The sequence below is a fragment of the Streptomyces sp. NPDC051217 genome, from assembly GCF_044455465.1.
GTDB lineage: Bacteria > Actinomycetota > Actinomycetes > Streptomycetales > Streptomycetaceae > Streptomyces.
In genome coordinates this window covers 499,957-517,335 of record NZ_JBITEV010000001.1, presented here as the reverse complement: position 1 = coordinate 517,335, position 17,379 = coordinate 499,957, and the positions used below count along the sequence as shown (strand labels likewise).

Annotated in this window: 16 protein-coding genes; 9 read left to right on the top strand and 7 right to left on the bottom strand. The window is 71.5% G+C overall.

All coding sequences use genetic code 11. The features are described from left to right. Nucleotides 1-24 precede the first annotated feature (24 nt). Genes ACIBBB_RS02410 through ACIBBB_RS02395 form a run of 4 tightly spaced genes read right to left on the bottom strand, consistent with a single transcriptional unit; the run spans nt 25 to nt 3,155 of the window. Complete coding sequence (locus ACIBBB_RS02410) at nt 25-636, bottom strand: ATP/GTP-binding protein (RefSeq protein ID WP_189109719.1); 612 nt, start codon at nt 634-636, stop codon at nt 25-27. Then, entirely contained in the window at nt 617-988 is a 372-nt protein-coding gene (locus ACIBBB_RS02405) for a DUF742 domain-containing protein (RefSeq protein ID WP_189109718.1), read from the bottom strand. Before ACIBBB_RS02405 ends, ACIBBB_RS02410 begins: the two co-directional genes overlap by 20 nt. Beyond that, entirely contained in the window at nt 985-1,392 is a 408-nt protein-coding gene (locus tag ACIBBB_RS02400; RefSeq protein WP_078074197.1) for a roadblock/LC7 domain-containing protein, read from the bottom strand. Before ACIBBB_RS02400 ends, ACIBBB_RS02405 begins: the two co-directional genes overlap by 4 nt. Then, complete coding sequence (locus ACIBBB_RS02395; RefSeq protein WP_398977858.1) at nt 1,389-3,155, bottom strand: sensor histidine kinase; 1,767 nt, start codon at nt 3,153-3,155, stop codon at nt 1,389-1,391. The genes ACIBBB_RS02400 and ACIBBB_RS02395 overlap by 4 nt, the downstream gene beginning before the upstream one ends. Before the next feature lie 371 nt (nt 3,156-3,526). Here ACIBBB_RS02395 and ACIBBB_RS02390 point away from each other — a divergent pair, with 371 nt between their 5' ends. From ACIBBB_RS02390 to ACIBBB_RS02375, 4 genes are all read left to right on the top strand, one after another. Next, nucleotides 3,527-4,213 (top strand): formylglycine-generating enzyme family protein, encoded by a 687-nt coding sequence (locus tag ACIBBB_RS02390; protein WP_398977856.1) that lies wholly within the window; start codon nt 3,527-3,529, stop codon nt 4,211-4,213. A 146-nt stretch (nt 4,214-4,359) separates the two neighbouring features. Next, the gene (locus ACIBBB_RS02385; protein ID WP_398977855.1) at nt 4,360-5,283 is read left to right on the top strand and encodes a hypothetical protein; all 924 of its coding nucleotides are present in this window, start codon (nt 4,360-4,362) and stop codon (nt 5,281-5,283) included. A gap of 98 nt (nt 5,284-5,381) precedes the next feature. After that, nucleotides 5,382-6,713 carry a D-alanyl-D-alanine carboxypeptidase family protein gene (locus ACIBBB_RS02380; RefSeq protein ID WP_398977853.1) on the top strand — a complete coding sequence of 444 codons (1,332 nt, stop codon included), beginning with the start codon at nt 5,382-5,384 and terminating at the stop codon, nt 6,711-6,713. 81 nt (nt 6,714-6,794) lie between these two features. Beyond that, complete coding sequence (locus ACIBBB_RS02375) at nt 6,795-6,995, top strand: hypothetical protein (RefSeq protein WP_398977851.1); 201 nt, start codon at nt 6,795-6,797, stop codon at nt 6,993-6,995. Here ACIBBB_RS02375 and ACIBBB_RS02370 read toward each other — a convergent pair. Further along, complete coding sequence (locus tag ACIBBB_RS02370; protein ID WP_398977849.1) at nt 6,980-9,646, bottom strand: ATP-binding protein; 2,667 nt, start codon at nt 9,644-9,646, stop codon at nt 6,980-6,982. The genes ACIBBB_RS02375 and ACIBBB_RS02370 overlap by 16 nt on opposite strands. A gap of 153 nt (nt 9,647-9,799) precedes the next feature. Between ACIBBB_RS02370 and ACIBBB_RS02365 the strand changes: the two genes are divergently transcribed. Beyond that, on the top strand, nt 9,800-10,807 hold the full coding sequence (locus ACIBBB_RS02365; protein ID WP_398977847.1) for an abortive infection protein: 1,008 nt from the start codon (nt 9,800-9,802) through the stop codon (nt 10,805-10,807). Here the strand turns inward: ACIBBB_RS02365 and ACIBBB_RS02360 are convergent. Both ACIBBB_RS02360 and ACIBBB_RS02355 read right to left on the bottom strand, forming a co-directional pair. Then, nucleotides 10,804-12,129 carry a hypothetical protein gene (locus ACIBBB_RS02360; protein WP_398977846.1) on the bottom strand — a complete coding sequence of 442 codons (1,326 nt, stop codon included), beginning with the start codon at nt 12,127-12,129 and terminating at the stop codon, nt 10,804-10,806. The two genes, ACIBBB_RS02365 and ACIBBB_RS02360, sit on opposite strands and share 4 nt — an antisense overlap. A gap of 39 nt (nt 12,130-12,168) precedes the next feature. Then, complete coding sequence (locus tag ACIBBB_RS02355) at nt 12,169-12,516, bottom strand: hypothetical protein (RefSeq protein WP_398977844.1); 348 nt, start codon at nt 12,514-12,516, stop codon at nt 12,169-12,171. Between the two features lie 475 nt (nt 12,517-12,991). Between ACIBBB_RS02355 and ACIBBB_RS02350 the strand changes: the two genes are divergently transcribed. The 4 genes from ACIBBB_RS02350 (at nt 12,992) to ACIBBB_RS02335 (ending at nt 17,379) form a co-directional block, all read left to right on the top strand. Then, entirely contained in the window at nt 12,992-13,237 is a 246-nt protein-coding gene (locus ACIBBB_RS02350; protein ID WP_398977842.1) for a winged helix-turn-helix transcriptional regulator, read from the top strand. Nucleotides 13,238-13,892: 655 nt separating this feature from the next. Further along, nucleotides 13,893-14,120, top strand: coding sequence for a type A2 lantipeptide (locus tag ACIBBB_RS02345; protein WP_398977840.1), 228 nt, complete (start codon nt 13,893-13,895; stop codon nt 14,118-14,120). 131 nt (nt 14,121-14,251) lie between these two features. Further along, nucleotides 14,252-15,058, top strand: coding sequence for a hypothetical protein (locus ACIBBB_RS02340; protein WP_398977837.1), 807 nt, complete (start codon nt 14,252-14,254; stop codon nt 15,056-15,058). After that, complete coding sequence (locus ACIBBB_RS02335) at nt 15,055-17,379, top strand: NHLP family bacteriocin export ABC transporter peptidase/permease/ATPase subunit (protein WP_398977835.1); 2,325 nt, start codon at nt 15,055-15,057, stop codon at nt 17,377-17,379. Before ACIBBB_RS02340 ends, ACIBBB_RS02335 begins: the two co-directional genes overlap by 4 nt.

Sequence of the window (17,379 nt, the reverse complement as noted above, 5' to 3'; positions counted from 1 at the left end):
ATGGGCAGGGAGGGGAAAGGGGGGTCAGGCCGGCAGCGCCAGCGAGTGCAGATAGCGCATGAGGGTCAGCAGGACGTCACGGCTCGACGCCCGCAGCCGCGCGTCGCAGTCGACCATCGGCACCTCGTCGGGCAGGTCGAGCGCGGTACGCAGCGCCTCGACGGGATGGCTCGGCGCGTCGGGGAAGGTGTTGACGGCGACGACGAACGGCACACCGCGCTCCTCCAGCCGCCCGATCACGTCGAAGCTGACTTCGAGACGGCGGGTGTCGACGAGGACGACGGCGCCGAGGGCGCCTTCGAAGAGACCGTTCCAGAGGAACCAGAACCGTTCCTGGCCGGGGGTGCCGAAGAGATAGAGCACCAGTTGGTCGCTGATGCTGATCCGGCCGAAGTCCATGGCGACGGTGGTGGCGGTCTTGCTCTCCACCCCGGAGTTGTCGTCCACGCCGACACCGGCCTGGGTCATGGTCTCTTCGGTGGTGAGCGGGCGGATCTCGCTCACCGAACCGACCATGGTGGTCTTGCCCACCCCGAATCCGCCCACGATCACGACCTTCACCGCGGATGTCGCCGTGGTGGGAAGTACGTCCTCGCTCCTGGGGCCTGTGATCGTGTCAGAGCTTCTGGAGTCCATGCATCACCGCTTCGAGAAGAGACCTGTCGGGGAGAGAGGCGCGGGCGACGGGCGCGCGGGACTCGACCAGATCAAGCGTGAGGAGGTCGGTCAGCAGCGCCGTCACCACACTGAACGGCAGGCTGAGATAGGCCGACAGCTCGGCCACGGACAGCGGCGCCCCGCACAGCCGCAGGATGGCGGCCTGTTCGGGTGGCACCGTCGGTGAGGGGGCCTCGCGCGCCACGATCATGGTGACGAGGTCGAGCGAGGCGCGCTTGGCGCCGTCCGGGCCACCCGTGATCACGTACAGCCGTTCCGGGTCCCCCACGTCGGCCCCGGGCAGCCTGCGTTCTCGTCGGGGAGGAGTCATCCGGTCTGCCCGTCATGTCGCGGCGGACTCGTCAGGTGGGCGCCGATCCGGACGACCATGTCCCGCATCCGTGCGCCGACGAGTCCGGCGTCCACCGTCTCGTCGGCCAGTACGGCGAGATAGGCGCCCGTGCCCGCTTCCATCAAGTAGAAGAATCCACCGCTCACTTCGATGACGACGAGCCTCATCCGGCCGTCGCTCAGGGGGATTTCGGCGGCGACCGCGGCGGCGAGGCTCTGAAGTCCCGCGCAGGCGGCGGCAAGCCGGTCTGCGACGTCGGGGTCACCGCCGTGCCTGGCGATACGCAGTCCGTCGGCGGAGAGCACCACGATCTGCTGAACCTGCGGAACCCCGTCCGCGAGCTCCTTGAGCATCCAGTCCAAGTTTGCGCGCTGCTGGATCACTTCAGGTCCCCTTTGCCCGATACATCGTCTGATTCGCCGCGCTCGCCGGGCCGGTCCGGCGGCGCTTCCCCTGTTCCTGTCGCGGCGCCCGTGCCGGCGGGACCGGTCGACGGCCCCCGCGGATCGCCGTTGACCGCCTTGGTGAAGGCTTCGAGCCAGATGCCGGGGCCGGGTTTCCGGTCCTCCCCGGTGCCGTTCGAGGTGCCGGGCGCACCGGTCGCCCCCGCCGTACCGGCGGCTGCTCCGTTCGAGGGGCGTGGCGCCGGGGTGCGCACGATGTTGTGCGAGCCCAGCGGGGCCCTGCCGCGGCTGCGGCGCTGCGGCAGGCCGTTGGCCGTCCACTCGGTGACGACGGGTACGTCGTCCTCCGGGCCCGCCTTGGCGGGCGCCGGGCGTACCGGGCCGGTGGCCGGGCGGGGGGCGGGAACGGCGGCCGGTGCGGGCGCCTGGCCGGACGTACGGGCGGGGGCCGGGGCGGGGGCCGGGGCGGGGGCTGCGGCGGGAGCCGCCCGGTCCGGTGTGCCGCTCGCGGCGGCCGTGCGCGACGGGCGCATCTCGGGCAGCTCGGTGCCGCCGATGCCCATCGCGGTCGCGCCGATGCCGTGGGCGATACCGGGCGCGGGCCCGGTGGTGACCACGTCGCGCGGTACGACGAGGACGGCGCGGACGCCGCCGTACGCGGACTGCCGCAGCGAGACCTGGAGGTTGTACATCTGGCAGAGGCGGCCGACGACGGCCATGCCGAGGCGCGGGCTCTCGCCGAGGTCGTTGAGGTCGATACCGGCCTGCGCCTGTGCGAGCATCCGCTCGGCCCGGGTCCGTGCCTCCTCGCTGAGACTGACGCCGCCGTCCTCGATCTCGATGGCGATGCCGGTCTGCACCTCGACGGCGGTCACGTGGACGCGCGTCTGCGGAGGCGAGTAGCGGGTGGCGTTGTCGAGGAGTTCGGCGCACGCGTGGATGAGCGGCTCGACCGCCGTACCGACGATGGCGACCTTGGCGATCGAGTGCAGATCGACGCGCTGGTACTCCAGGATCCGGGACATGGCACCGCGCAGCACGCTGAACAGCGGTACGGGCCTGGGCCATTGGCGCCCGGGACGGGCCTTGCCGAGGACGGCGACACTGTCGGCGAGCCGGCCGATGAGGGCCGTGCCGTGGTCGATGCGCAGCAGGTCGTCGAAGACGTCGGGGTTACGGCCGTGGTGCTCCTCCATCTCGCGCAGTTCGCTTGCCTGTTGGTGCACGAGGGACTGGACGCGGCGGGCGATGTTGACGAAGGAGCGCTGCGCGGACTCGCGCATGGCCTCCTCGTCGTCGACGATGTCGAGGATCGCGCGGAGCAACGCGCGCTGCGACTCGGGGAGTTCGCGGTAGCGCTCGTCACCGTCGACGATGACGTTCATGACCTCCTGGGGTGAGTTCCCCCGGCGGAGCTGGTAGATCGCGAGCGGCATCAGTTCCTTGCCGAGGCGCACGCTCTGGCTGTCGTGCTCGGCGATGCGCCGTTCCAGGAACGCGACGTGCTGTCCGTACCGCGTGTGCAGAGCCCGCGTCGCCTCTCCCCGCCTGCTGATCTCCACCGCACCCCAGCTGACGAGGACGGTGGCGACCGCGCCGTACGCCGCGACCGGCATACGGGCGGCTTCGGCGACGAAGACCACGACGACAGCTGTCGCTGTCACCATCAGGGCCGCGGAGAGCAGGAGCGCGCGAACGGTGGATGACGCTTGATCATTCATGGGTGCTTCAACACGAACCATGTAAGCCCTCTGGCGGTCGATTCCGGGGTCGGGTATTCGAAACTATTGCGGCACATGGGAACAAGCGCCTGATTCCATCTCAACTCGGCGCGCTCCGCGAGAGCTTAGTGCGGGCGAAACACCGCAACGGCATATTCACGAACCTCGTGCGCGGGCGGGCCCGGCGGGCATAGACTCGCGAATTTTGCACGGAGAGCTTTGAAACCAGCACGTATAGTGACGACATCAGTTCGAATGGCGCGGCCCTGTGCGTCTGTTACCCCTGGGCCCCTTGTGTCGGCCGAGCCCTGTCGACGGCGGTGGGACGAACCGGGCGCTCCCGGGCAAGCTCCGAAAGATGGGCCCGAGGTGGGCAGTTGTACGATCACGGCATGAAGGCCGTCCCCGAGCGCATGATCGAGATTCCCGCCGGAGACATCGTCCTCCGGGACGAAGGCACCAGGACGCAGTGGCGCGCCGAGGTCGGCGCCTTCCGGCTGGCGCCGTCGCCTGTCACCCGCGAGCTGTACCACGCCGTCCTGGGCGAGGCGCCCGGGAGCCCGGCGGGCCCGCGGACACCGGTGACCGAGATCTCCTGGCTGGACGCGGTCCGGTTCTGCGACCTGCTCTCCGAGGCTTCGGGGCTCACCCCCTGCTACGCGTACACGGGCATCCGTACGGAGGGCGACGCCGACGGGCGGGGCGTGGTCCGCGACCCGGATGCCGACGGCTACCGCCTCCCCACCGAGGCGGAGTGGGAGTACGCGTGCCGGGCCGGCTCGTCCGGCGTCCGGTACGGGGAACTGGACGAGATCGCCTGGCACCGCGGGAACTCCGGCGACCGGGTGCACGACGTGGCGACCCGGGCCCCGAACGTGTGGGGACTGCACGACATGATCGGCAATATCTGGGAGTGGTGCTGGGACGTGTACGACCCGGAGGTCTACGGGCCGTACCGGGTCTTCCGGGGCGGCGGCGCGTACGACCTGCCCCGGGGGTGCCGGGCGTCGTGCCGGCGCAGGAGCCACCCGGCCTTCCGCGTCGACGACCTCGGGTTCCGGGTGGCGCGGTCGAGGTGACGCTGTCGCCATGAAGCCCGCCGTGGAGGTGAGGGGCCCGGGGGTGGCTCCGTACCGCTGACGCCGTACCGCCGACCGCCGCGACGCGGGTTCCGATGACCGTTTCGTTCAGCACCCGTGGTGGCCCGACCGCGCAGACTCGCCCCATGCACTTCACCCACGCCCCGAACCTCACCGGCGCCATCGCCTTCATGACCACACACGCGCGGCTGCTGGACCGGCGCCGCTTCGAACTGCTGCGCGGGACCGGCACTCCCGCGGCCGTCGTCGCTTCGCTGGACGCCTACCGCAACGGCGACGGCGGCTACGGCTGGGCGCTGGAACCCGACCTGCGGTCCGCCCTCAGCCAGCCGGTCGGCGCGATGCTCGCCTTCGAGGTGTTCGAGGAGTGCGGCCCCGCCGTCTTCTCCCGGGCGACCCAGTTGTGCGACTGGCTGGGGTCGGTCAGCCGCTCCGACGGCGGCCTGCCGTTCGCCCTGCCGATGACGGGCGCGGACACGGTCGGCTCCGCCCCGTTCTGGGCCGAGGCCGATCCGGACGTCTCCTCGCTCCATATGACGTCGGAACTCGCCGCCGCCGCGCACCGCGTGGGCCGGCACGACCCCGCCGTACGCGACCATCCCTGGCTCGCGCGTGCCACCGACTTCTGCCAGGAGCGGATCGCCGGCCTGGACCGCCCGCCGCCCGTCATCGAGTTCCGCTTCGTCCTCGACCTCCTCGACACCATCCACGACAGCCATCCGTGGGCCCCCGCCGAGCTGGAGAGACTCGCCGGGTTCCTGCCGAAGGACGGGGGCCCCCTGCCGGTCGAGGGCGGCGGCGAGGGCGAGTCTCTGCGGCTGCTCGACTTCTCGCCCCGCCCCGGCCGCCCGCTGCGGGCGCTCATCGACGCGGCGGCGGTCGCCGACGAGCTCGAACAGCTCGCCGCCGACCAGCGCGAGGACGGCGGCTGGAACGTCGACTGGACGGCCCACTCCCCCGCGGCAGCCCTGGAGTGGCGTGGGTACGCCACGGTCCGGGCCCTCACGATCCTGCGCGCCCACGGCATCCCGCTCGCCCACGAACGGTGAGAACGCACGACCCGGCGACGAGCGGCGGCCGGACGGGCATACCTCCGCTCGGCGCACGCAGCCGTGCGCGCCACGGGGTCCGTTTCTACGGTGGCTGAATGATCATCAGCTCGTTCCTGCGCCCCGCGTTCGCCGGCACGGTGGCTCTGACCACCGGACTGACCGGACTGCTGACCCTCCTCCCGGCGTCGGTGTCCTCCCCGACGGCCACCGCCGCCACCGCGGTGGGCTCACGGGCCGACCCCGGCAGAGAGGTCTCGCGCCCGGCGGATCCCTCGCTGCTGTACCGGCCCGGCACCCATGTGCGCGCGGCCTCCGGCGCGCCCGCGCCGCCCAAGGACGTCTCCGCCCTCTCCTGGGTGGTCGCCGACGCGGGCTCGGGCGCGGTGCTCGCGGCCCACAACGCGCACCGCGCGCTGCCGCCGGCCAGCACGCTGAAGACCCTGTTCGCCGTCACCGCGCTGCCCCGGATCCCCGCCGGTGCCCGGCACAGCGTGACCGAGGCCGACCTGGCCGGGCTCGGCGGGGGCAGCAGTCTGGTGGGCGTCGCCCCCGGCCGGACGTACGACGTGGCCGATCTGTGGCGTGGTGTCTTTCTCAGCTCGGGCAACGACGCGGTGCGGGTCCTCGCCGGGATGAACGGCGGCTGGGACGCGACGATCACCCAAATGCAGGCCAAGGCAAGGGCGTTGGGCGCGAACGACACCCGTGTGGTCTCTCCCGACGGCTACGACGAGCCGGGCCAGGTGTCATCCGCGTACGACCTCGCGGTGTTCGGCCGCGCCGGGCTGAAGCTGCCGGCCTTCGCGGAGCACTGCTCGACCGTCGACGCCCAGTTCCCCGGCAACGACGGTTCGACGTTCGGCATCCGGAACACGAACAAGCTGCTGACGGGCTCCGGTGGTGTGGAGCGCTACCCGGGGCTGATCGGCGTCAAGAACGGCTACACCACGAACGCGGGGAACACGCTCGTCGCGGCGGCCCGGCGCGGGGACCGTACGCTGCTGGTGACCGTGATGAATCCGCGGTCCGGGGCCTCGCAGGCGGTGTACGAGGAGGCCAGGACCCTGCTGGACTGGGGGTTCGCGGCGGCGCCCGCCGTCACTCCCGTCGGGTCACTGGTACCGCCCCGGCCGCCGAGCCCGCCGCGTCAGGCGGCCGAGGAGGAGAAGCAGGGCCCGGTCGCGCGCGCCGGGCGGGCGGCGGGGCCCGAGGCGGACGCGGCAGGAGGGGCGCGCGTGGCGGAGGCGGGCAGGCTCGCGGCGGCCACGCGGGTGGAGCCGTCCGAGCCGTCGGGCCGGGACTCCGCACCGTCCGGGTACGTCTGGCCCATCGTGTTCATCGGCGCCGCGTGTCTCGCCGCGCTGGCACTGTTCCTCGTACGGCGTGCCGCACGGCGACGCCGGTATCCGGTGGGCCCGCTGCTGTAGCCGCTGTCCGTGGACGCCGTCCGCGGGCGCCGGGCGCACGGTCCGGATGCGGCCGGCGGCGACAGCACGCACAGTGGTGAGATGGAAAGACAGGTGGTGGCCGTTGTCCAGCCCCCGTGCGGCGGCGGCCGAAGAGTCTGGGTGGACGGCCACGACGCGGGCCGTGCACGGCGGCCCGCCGACGTGGCGGAGTTGCTGCGCAGGGCCGGTATCGACCCCGCGCTGATGACCGACGCCACCTTGGTCGAATGGCGCGGCGGCGGTCCTCAGTCCTGGCGGTGACCGGCCCCGTCCCCCACCGTACGCAGGTCCTCCAGTGCCAGCCGGGCCCGCTGCGCGAGCCCGTCGGCGCCGCACCACTCGGCGAGTACGCGGCCCCGGCCGAGGTCCGGCGCGGACCTCGCGGCGATGCCGTACTCCACGCGCGCGACCGCCAGCTCGTACTTGCACGGTGACGCCTCAAGATGAGTGACGGCCTCGCCGAGCAGTTCGACCGCGGCCGGTCCCCGGGTCAGGGACGCGGAGCAGCACAGGGCCACACCTATCGCGGTGTGCGTGCCGAAACGCTCGGCCCGGTCGCGTGCGTACGCGGCGAGTTCGGCCGCGCGGCCCGGGTTCACGTCGGCGAGCGCCCGCGCGAGGTCGATCGCCCAGGTGGCCATCACCCCGTTGTGCCGGCCTCGGGCCGTCAACGCCCGCCCCGTTCCTTCGAGTTCGGTGATCGCCTCCTCCGTGCGGCCGAGGGCGAGCAGCAGCCTGCCACGTACGGACCGTGCGTCGGGGATGGCGATGGACGAGGCGTACGGCGGTCCGAAGCCGTAGCGCTCGGCGGCTTCGCGAGCCTCTTCGACATGTCCCCGGGCGAGCAGGGTGTCGACGAGCATGCAGATGCCGTTCCAGTGCATCGGCAGGCGGTCACCGACGCGGTCGGCGAGGCGCAGGCTCTCGCGCAGATACGTCTCCGCGTCGGCGAGGTGGCCACGTCTGCGGTGGGCGTAGCCGACGAGCGTGTGGGCGAAGGCGAGATGGCCGCCGCTCCAGCCGGAGATCTCGAAGGCGCGCATGCCTTCGTCGAACAGGGTCTCCGCGCGGTCGAGTTGGTCGGCGAAGGCGAAGGAGAGCGCGAGCAGGGCGGGTGGTTCGAAGCCCCAGGCCATGCCGGTCCAGCCGGTGCCGGGGGCGAGTCCGCCGTCGAGCAGGGCCCGTTCGGCGATCTGGACGATCTCTTCGGCACTCTCGCCGCGCGCGGTGGCGTCGAAGGCGCGCAGCATCAGCAGGACGCGTTCGGTGTTGTCACGTCCGGAGAGCGCGGCGGCGGTCTCGGCGAGACGGCGGGCACGTTCGCGGCCGTCGTCCTCGGTCTCCTGCACGCACTCCCACAGGAAGTGCGCGGCCTTGAGGCGCATCTGGGCGGGGCCGGACGGGGTGCGGGCCGCTTCGGCGGCGACGACCTGGGCGGCCTCCCGGGTCTGGTCGTTGTGCGTGAGTGCCTGGGAGAGCCGGAAGACGGCGTCGACGCGCAGGGCGTCGTCGAGAAGCTGGGTGTCGATCGCGTCGCGGAGGTGCCTGACGGTGGTGGCGGGCGATGCCAGGAGGGTCGCGCAGCCCAGTTCGTACAGGACTTCGGCCCGGACCCGGGGCAACGGCGGTTCCGTCAGGGCGCGTTCGAGGCAGCGGCGGGCGGCGTCGGGGGCACCGACCGCGAGGTGCTCGGCGGCGGCCTCACGTAACTGCTCGACCAGTTCGGCGTCGTTGTCGGGGTGGACTTCGAGGAGGTGCCGGGCGGCGAGGGCGGCGCCCAGGCCCTTGCGGGTGACGAGCCAGGCGGCCCTGCCGTGGAAGGCGGTCCGGGTGGCCGAGGGGATGGCGCGGTAGACGGCGGTGGCGATGAGGGGGTGGACGAATTCCAGTGGGTCGTCGCCGACGAGGATGCGGGCGAGCCGGAGCCGTTCGGCGCAGTCGGCGGCCTCCGCGGGGCCCATCCCGGCGAGAGACACGACGAGTTCGAGGGAGATGTCGGTGCCGAGGATCGCCGCGGCCCAGGCGAAGCGGGTCGTGGTGGTGCCGAGCCCCTCCAGCCTGGCGATGAGGCCGGTGCCTCGGGTCGCGGCGCCGAGCGCGCTGAGGACGTCGGCGGATCTGCCGACGGGGTCGAGGGCTTCGTCCCGTGCCTTGGCGAGCAGTTCGACGGTCTCGTAGGCGTTGCCGCCGGTGACTTCCCACACCTCGCGGCAGAACGGGTCGTCCGCGTGCTCGCCGAGGGTGGCGCGGGCGAGTTTGGCGGTGGCCTCGGAGGTCAGCGCCTTGAGAGTGACGAGCAGTCTGGCGCTCTCGCCGAGGGCCCGCAGGAGGTGGGCGCATTCGCCGATCGCGTCCTCGCTGCGGTACGCGACGACGACCAGGATCGGCGGGCCGCCCGTACGCCGGGCGAAGGACGCGAGCCAGGCGAGGGATTCCAGGTCGGACCAGTGCGCGTCGTCGACGACCACGACGAGCGGGGGCAGTGTCTCGGCGAGCCTGCGGAACAGGGCCTCCAGGCCGTCCCTGACTCCCTGCGGGTCGGCGGGCCGTGCGCCGGGCGGCGCGACTCCGAGGGCGGGACCGACGATGTCGTACCCGTCACCGAGCAGGTCCCGTACGTCGTCGGGTCCGCGCTCCGTCAGGGCGGGCTGGAGCAACTGGCGTACGACATGGAACGGCACGGAGGTCACGGTCTCGCCGCCGCGCGCCGACCACACCGTGCAGCGCCCGGCCGCCATGCGCCGGACCTCGGCGAGCAGCGCGGTCTTGCCGAGTCCCGCGGCGCCCCGGTAGACGAGCAGTCCGCCGGACGGTGTGTCTCCGAAGAGCCCCTCGACGGCGTGCGCGGCCGCGGCGATCTCGGGCTCGCGTTCGAGAAGCGGGAGGCCGGCCGACTCCTCCGGCGGGGGCATCTTCACCCTCCTTAGGGGAACGGGCATGCAGGTCAGGTCACGACCCTAGCCCGCCGGTCCCGCCGGTGGGCAGGGATCGGCGTGGATCCGGACGATTCAGTCCGGCATCGATCGATCGTGTGTACGGGTGTCCGGAGTCTCTATGGTCGCACCATGCGAGACGAACCCACAGAGCGCGCCGCGCCGTTGGTCTGGAAGGGCGTCAACTACGACGCGGGGACGGACTATTCGGGCGTCGGCTCGTCCTCACCGCCCTGGCCGGACGATGTCGTACGGCGCCATATGACCCTCATCCGGGACGAGTTGCACGCGAACTCGGTCACCGTCCTCGGCACGGACATCGACCGGCTGACGGCGTACGCGGGCTTCGCCGCCGAGGCGGGCCTGCATGTCTGGTTACAGCCCCGGCTCATCGAGGGCGACGCGGAGGCGACGCTGACGCATCTGTCGGCGGCGGCCGACGCGGCGGAGGAACTGCGCCGGCGCCACGGGGCGGTGGATCTCAACGTCGGCTGCGAACTGACGGTCTTCGGGGCGGGCCTCATCCCCGGTGACACCTACGGCGACCGCCTGGCCAAGCTGGCGCTCCCGGAGTGGTGGCCGCGGATGCCGGAGTTCAGCGAGAAGCTCAACATGATGCTCGCCCGCGCGGTGGAGGTCGCCCGCGCGCGCTTCGGCGGCCGGCTGACGTACGGCGGCGCGCTGTGGGAGCAGGTCGACTGGTCGGGCTTCGACTTCGTGGGCCAGAACTACTACCGGATGTCGTACAACACCGAGCACTACACCGACGGTCTGCGCGCGCACCTGGACCACGGAAAGCCGCTGCTGATCACCGAGTTCGGCTGCTGCACCTTCGAGGGCGCGGCGGCGGCCGGCCCGTCAGGCTACGACATCATCGACTGGACGGCGGATCCCCCGGTCCTGAACGGCCCCCACGTCCGCGCGGAAGGGGAACAGGCCGACTACCTGACGGACCTGCTCGACCTCTACGAGGCCCACGGCGTCCACGGCGCGTACGTCTACGAGTTCGCCTCGTCGAAGCCGCACTCCCCCGACCCGGCACGGGACTTGGACATGGCGAGCTTCGGCCTGCTGAAGGCGGTCGGCGGCGGCTGGGAGCCGAAGGAGTCGTTCCGGGCGGTGGCGCGGCGCTTCGCCTAACCGCGCTCGTGGGGCCTCCCGCCGCCACGGAGGGAGGAGAGGACCAGACGGCCGTAGCGGGTGGTGAGCGCCGCGGCCGTCGCGGCGATCGACAGACCGAGCGCGACGAGGAGATGGGACACCGATTCGTCGCCGAGCACCTGAAGCACCCCGAGCGCGGTCCCGAGCGGCAGGCCGAGGACGGTCAGGACTCCGAGGGCCCCGCTGATCTGCTGGCTCTCCAGGGTCTGCACCAGCCGGCTGTAGTCGGCGGCCTCCGCGAGGATCTCGGCGAAGCGCTCGGGCAGCCGGTGCTGGTGCTGGAAGGCGAGCAGCAGCCCGTTGGCGGGGCCGTGGGCGGTGAGGTGCTGACGCCAGTAGGTACTGCGGAAGCGGGCGATGTTCTTCTCCAGCGCGGTCACCCGCCGGGTGAGCCGTTCGGAGTCGAAGACCTCGGAGAGCTCCTCGGTCAGTTCATCGATGTGATCGCGCTGGAGCGAACCGAGAAGCAGTGCGTCGAGGTAGACGGTCCGGGCGTGCAGGGCGGCGAAGTCGTAGAAGTCACCGTCACCGGTATCGACACGATGCCCGAGGAAGGCGGCACCGTGCCGCAGTACGAGGGCGCTCCAGTCGGCGGATATCCGCACGGTGGAGGCGTCGTGGTGCGGGGCGCTCTCGGGCGCCACGGGAAAGTCCCCCGGCGCGGACCGAGAGGCGAGCTGCCAGAGCCACCGGTCGGCCGTGGGCGGCAGCAGCGCTTCGGGGTCCGGGCGCAGCGCCGGTGTGTGGTGGGCCTCGGGGGTCACGAACGCCACGGTGTAGGGGCGGGCGAGGGCGAAGGTGCCGGTCCCGTCGCGTACGTCGGCGATCCCGTCGAGGAGCGCCGTGGGGTCCAGGGGGCCGGTGAGCGGTTCGGGTCCGGCGGTGGGGCGGTGGCCGATGGCACGCAGGACCGGGAGTAGTGGCCCGTCGAGGGCGAAGTGCAGTACGGCGAGGGCGTGTTGGGCGTCGCGCGCGGTGGCGGTGCGCAGGATCTCCATACCGACGAGGTGCAGTCCGTCGTGACTGACGGAGAGCGGCCGGTGCCAGCGGCAGGGGCGGTCCGGTGTCCCGTAGAGGACGCGGGCGGCGGCCGGGGCGAAGTACCGGGACCGGGTGGCGGTGTCGGTACGACGGCTGCCGAGTTCGAACGGGTACGGGCCCTGGACCCAGCCGGACCGGGCGCCGGGGGTGCGGCTGAGCCGGATCGGGACGACGACGGTAAGCGTCCCGCGTGCGCCGGTGACGGTTTCGAGGGCGGGGTCGGGGGCGCTCACCGCTGCCGCCGTCCCCTGTCGTGGCATCGCTCCACGGTCCTCCTCGTGTCCTCGGGCCTGACCGGCTCATCGGCAGGTTACCGCGCGGCAGTTGGCGCGCCGGAGCCGATGGGAACCGGTCGCGGGGCTACGGCCGGTCTCGTGGGCGAGCATGTTCTCGTAACCGGCCGTGGTGGGCCGTGTATTCGGTGGGCCGCCGAACGCCTCGCTGATCCGGAGCGCGACAGGGTGCGGATGATTCTCACTCATGCCGGCGAAGAGGGGTGACGGCGATTCGTCATCGACGACCTTTTCGTAGAAGCGGCCGAAAAGACGCTCGAAGGCATCACTGCCACCGTCCCATTCATAAAGGCTCGGCGGTTGTGGTGCGCCGGCGCTGATTCCGACGGCATCCGGCAGGGAGTAGTGGCGCATCTCTTCGATGGCGTCGACGCAGGGGCGGATCTCCGCGAAGTAGGCACGGAATTCCTCGCTGGATCTGAAGTCCCGCAGAAGTTTGTCGACGGACTCCCAGCGGATCCGCAGGATGTAGTGGCCGGGCTCCTCGACGCGGCGGGGGAGCTCGTGGCGTGGCGGACGGACGACCGGGCCGGGAGGCCCGCCGCGCGAGCGTGGGACGCTTCGAATTCGGCCGCGCCGTTCTCGGGAATTCGTTAGCGAATATATTCGAGGATCATGTGGCCCCGACCTCCGGCAGCGAGAACGCACAGAGCATTCCGGCTCCGGGGTACCCGCTTTGGGGTGCGTATCATCGGTGTCGCGGGGGTGTACGGCCGCCAGAGGCGGAAGGGATCGATGCCGGAGCGCGGTCAGCGGTGTGCCGTCGAGGTCACCGCGGAGGTGACCGGCGGCAAATGGACGCCGATGGTGCCGGCGCACCTCAAAGAGAATGAGAGCCTCCGCTTTTCTCGATTCGCCGGTGGTGGCCGGCATCACCGAGAAGATGCTGACGCAGCGGCTCCGCGAGCTGGAGCGACAGGGCATCGTCGCGCGCATGGCGGTCATCGCCACTTCCCGGCACGACGAGTACTCACTCACGCCCGAGGGGCGCTCGCCGGCGCCGGTGCTCCAGACGAGCCGGTCCTCCAGACGATGTGGGACCGGGGACGGGAGCGGGCCGTGGCCGACCAGCTGACGATCCGGCCCCGGGGACAGACATGAACGGCGATCCCTCGCACTGAGCGCACCGCACGACAAACAGGCCCAATCGCGTCGAACCGTAGGGCGACCGGCCGGAAAGCGGCCATTTCCCCCGCGTCCGGCGCAACGCCGTTATGCGTTTATGTTGCCTTCTCCTGGAAGCCGCGCGGTTTCCCCGGAAATACCATGACCAAGCAATCCGCGCGGTCGGCGCCGGGCTTCCCGCCGTCCTCTCCTCCGCCTGTCTCCTTCGACGAATCTGCACACCGAATACGCAGGCGGACACAGTCGGCCGCCAGGTCCGTACCTGTGACGGTGTACACGTACGGCCTTGGTGCGGGAATGTCCACTTCAGGGCGTTCGATCGCGTGAAGAAGCTGCCACGAAGCGATGGACGCCCAGGCACTTGTAGGGGCTCCAACGCACACGTGGGGCCTGATCGTTGGGCGTTCGAGTGGCTACCCGGTCGGCCCCCGTGCTTTGATCCTTCGCACTGCGGGAGTCACCCCGGCGCCATTCGGCGGATTTCCGAATCCTGATACTCGGAAATCCGAAGGAGTCGCCCCGACGACCGCTGCGACGGCAGGTGCGCCAGTACGGCGAGGCCGGTCGTGGCCATTTGAATAGCCATGCGAAGGGAATCTCATATCATGAACCACTCTCCCCAGGTTGAGACCCAGGAAATCTCCGACAGCGACCTCGACAACGTGTCGGGCGGTCTCGTCGGGGGCCTCGTCGGCACCGTCACGGGCACCGTGGACTCCATCGTCCCCGTCTCCAGCACGGTCGGCGGCGTCGTCGGCACCGTCGAGGGTGTCACCGGCATCAACACGTCGGGTGTGACGGGCCTCGCCACGGGCCTGGTCTCCAGCCTCTGAGTTGAGACCCCAGTTCCGCCGCGTCGGCCGTGTGCCCCGGGTCCCGGGCACACGGCCGACGCGGCGGTGGTCGTGGCGGTGGTCGAGGTGAGCCACGGTGTCCGAACACTGAGCAATGAGGGAAGAGCGTCGTGCAGTTCCGCCAACAGGCCCTCTCCAGACTGCAGTCGCCCGAGGAGATCGATCTGCCGGTGCGCTTCGCCCGGCCCCAGGGCTGTCTCGTCCTGGGGGTCACGGTCGTCGTGATGATCGCCGCGGCCGTCTGGGCGGTGACCGGCAGCGTCTCGTCCACTCTCGGCGCCCCCGGCATCCTCACCCACGCGCAGGGCAGTTACGTCATCCAGAGCCCCGTCGCCGGCCAGGTCACGGACGTACTCGCCGAGGAGGGCCGGCGGGTGTCCGCCGACGCCCCCCTCGTCAAGGTCCGTACCGCCGAGGGCAGCACCGTCGTCCGCACCATCGGCGCCGGCCGGCTGACGACCCTGGTCGCCGCCGTCGGCTCCGTGATCACCACCGGCGCCGACGTCGCGGCGGTGGAGCGGGTCGAGAAGGAGGACGATCCGCTGAGGGTGATGCTGTACGCCCCCGCCGAGAGCGGCGGAGGCGTACCCGTGGGCGCGTCCGTGGACGTCACCGTCCAGTCGGTGCCCAAGCAGCGGTACGGCGTGCTGCGCGGCCGGGTCGAAGCGGTCGGCCGCGTCGCCGAGACCAGCAGGCGCATCACGGGGTTCCTCGGCAGTACGCAGCTGGGCGAGCAGTTCTCGCGCGAGGGCCCACCCGTCGCCGTACTGGTGCGACTTGACGAGTCGTCAGCAACCAAGTCCGGTTACACCTGGTCGTCGCCGGACGGTCCGCCGTACGCCGTCGAGTCCATGACCCTGGCCACCGGCTCCATCCGGCTGGCCGAACAGCACCCGATCGATTGGCTGCTCCCGTGAGCCCGCGGCGCCATCAGCTTCCTCCGGCCCCGCGGAAGCACCAGCAACTGCCGCCCGCCGGACGCGGCAGGCACCGGCCCGACGAAGCACCGGCCGCCGGCACCCCTTCCACCGGCGGACGGCGCCGGGCCGCCAAACGCGGCCGCCCGGCCGCCGGAAGCCCCAGGCCCAGGGCTGTCCGCACCCCCACCATCCTCCAGATGGAGGCCCTGGAGTGCGGCGCGGCCTCCCTCGCCATGGTGCTCGCCCACTACGGCCGCCATGTCCCCCTGGAGGAGCTGCGCATCGCCTGCGGTGTCTCGCGCGACGGCTCGCGCGCCTCCAACCTCCTCAAAGCGGCGCGTAGTTACGGCCTCCAGGCCAAGGGCATGCAGATGGAGGCGGAAGCCCTCGCCGAGGTACGGGCGCCCGCGATCCTGTTCTGGGAGTTCAACCACTACGTCGTGTACGACGGGATGCGCCGCGGGCCCGGCCGCCGGGGCGTGCACATCAACGACCCCGACAAGGGCCGCCGTTTCGTCCCGGCGGAGGATTTCGACACCAGTTTCACGGGCGTGGTCCTCGTCTTCGAGCCCACCGACGCCTTCCGAAAGGGCGGCCGGAAGCCCGGAATCATGAGCGCCATGCCCGCGCGGATGCGCGGCACGGCAGCCACTCTGCTGACCGCGCTGCTCGCCAGCCTGCTGCTGGTGGCGGTCGGCGCGGCAGTGCCCGCGCTGAGCCGTACGTACATCGACGTGTTCCTGATCGGCGGCCAGACCTCCCTGCTGGGACCGCTGTTCGCGTCCATGGCCACGATGGTGCTGCTCACCGCCGTACTGACCGGGCTCCAGCAGGCGAACCTGCTGCGCGGGCGCGTCATCTCCTCCACGCTGAGCGGCGCCCGCTTCCTGCGGCATCTGCTGAAGCTGCCGGTCACGTTCTTCGCGCAGCGCAGCCCGGCCGATCTCGTCCAACGGCTCCAGTCCAACGACGCGGTGGCCGAGACACTGGCGCGGGATCTGGCGGCGGCGGGTGTGGACGGGGTCGTGGTGATCCTGTACGCCGCGCTGCTGTGGTCGTACGACCCCCAACTGACCCTGTTCGGCGTGCTGATGGCGCTGCTCAACGTGGTCGCGATGCGGATCGTGATCCGGCTGCGCTCCACCGGTACGCGCAAACTGCGGGCGGACAGCGCGCGGCTCACCAACACCTCGTACACCGGCCTTCAGCTGATCGAGACGATGAAGGCGACCGGCGGCGAGAACGGCTACTTCCGGCGGTGGGCCGGGCAGCACGCGACGACGCTGGAGGAGCAGCAGAAGCTCGGCGTGCCGAGCGCGGCGCTGACGGTCGTCGCTCCCACGCTGGCCACGCTCAACAGCGCGCTGATTCTGTGGATCGGCGGGCTGCGCGCGGTGGAGGGGGCCATCTCGATCGGTCTGCTCGTCGCGTTCCAGGCGCTGGTGGTGCGCTTCACCGCGCCGATCACCCGGCTGAACGGGGTGGCGGGCCGGATCCAGGACTTCGCCGCCGACGTGGCCCGCCTCAAGGATGTCGAGAGCTTCCCCGTCGACCCGCTCTACTCGCGGCAGCAGCCGGACTCCAGTACGCGCCGGCTGCTGGGCCATGTGGAGCTGGAGAGCGTGGTGTTCGGCTACAGCCCGCTGGACGCGCCGCTGCTCGACGGCTTCTCGCTGTCGGTGGGTCCGGGGCAGCAGGTCGCGCTGGTCGGCGGGTCCGGGAGTGGCAAGTCGACCGTCTCCAGGCTCATTTCGGGTCTCTACAGTCCGTGGGAGGGGACGATCCGCATCGACGGGCAGCGGCTGGAGGACATCTCCCGCAGCGCGCTCGCCGCCTCGGTGTCCTTCGTCGACCAGGACGTCTTCCTCTTCGAGGGCACGGTCCGGGACAACGTGGCGCTGTGGGACCCGTCGATACCGGACGACGCGGTCGTCACCGCCCTCAGGGACGCCGCGCTGTACGACGACGTGATCGCGCGCCGCCCCGAGGGCATCCACGGCAGGGTCGAGCAGGACGGGCGCAACTTCTCCGGCGGTCAGCGGCAGCGGCTGGAGATCGCCCGCGCGCTGGTCAGGCGGCCGAGCATTCTGGTGCTCGACGAGGTGACGAGCGCGCTGGACGCGGAGACCGAACGCCTGATCATCGACAACCTCCGGCGGCGCGGCTGCGCGTGCGTGGTGATCGCGCACCGGCTGAGCACGGTGCGCGACAGCGACGAGATCGTGGTCCTCGACCACGGCACGGTCGTGGAGCGCGGCAGGCACGAGGAACTGGTCGCCGCCGAGGGTCCGTACGCGCGACTGGTCAGGGAGCACTGA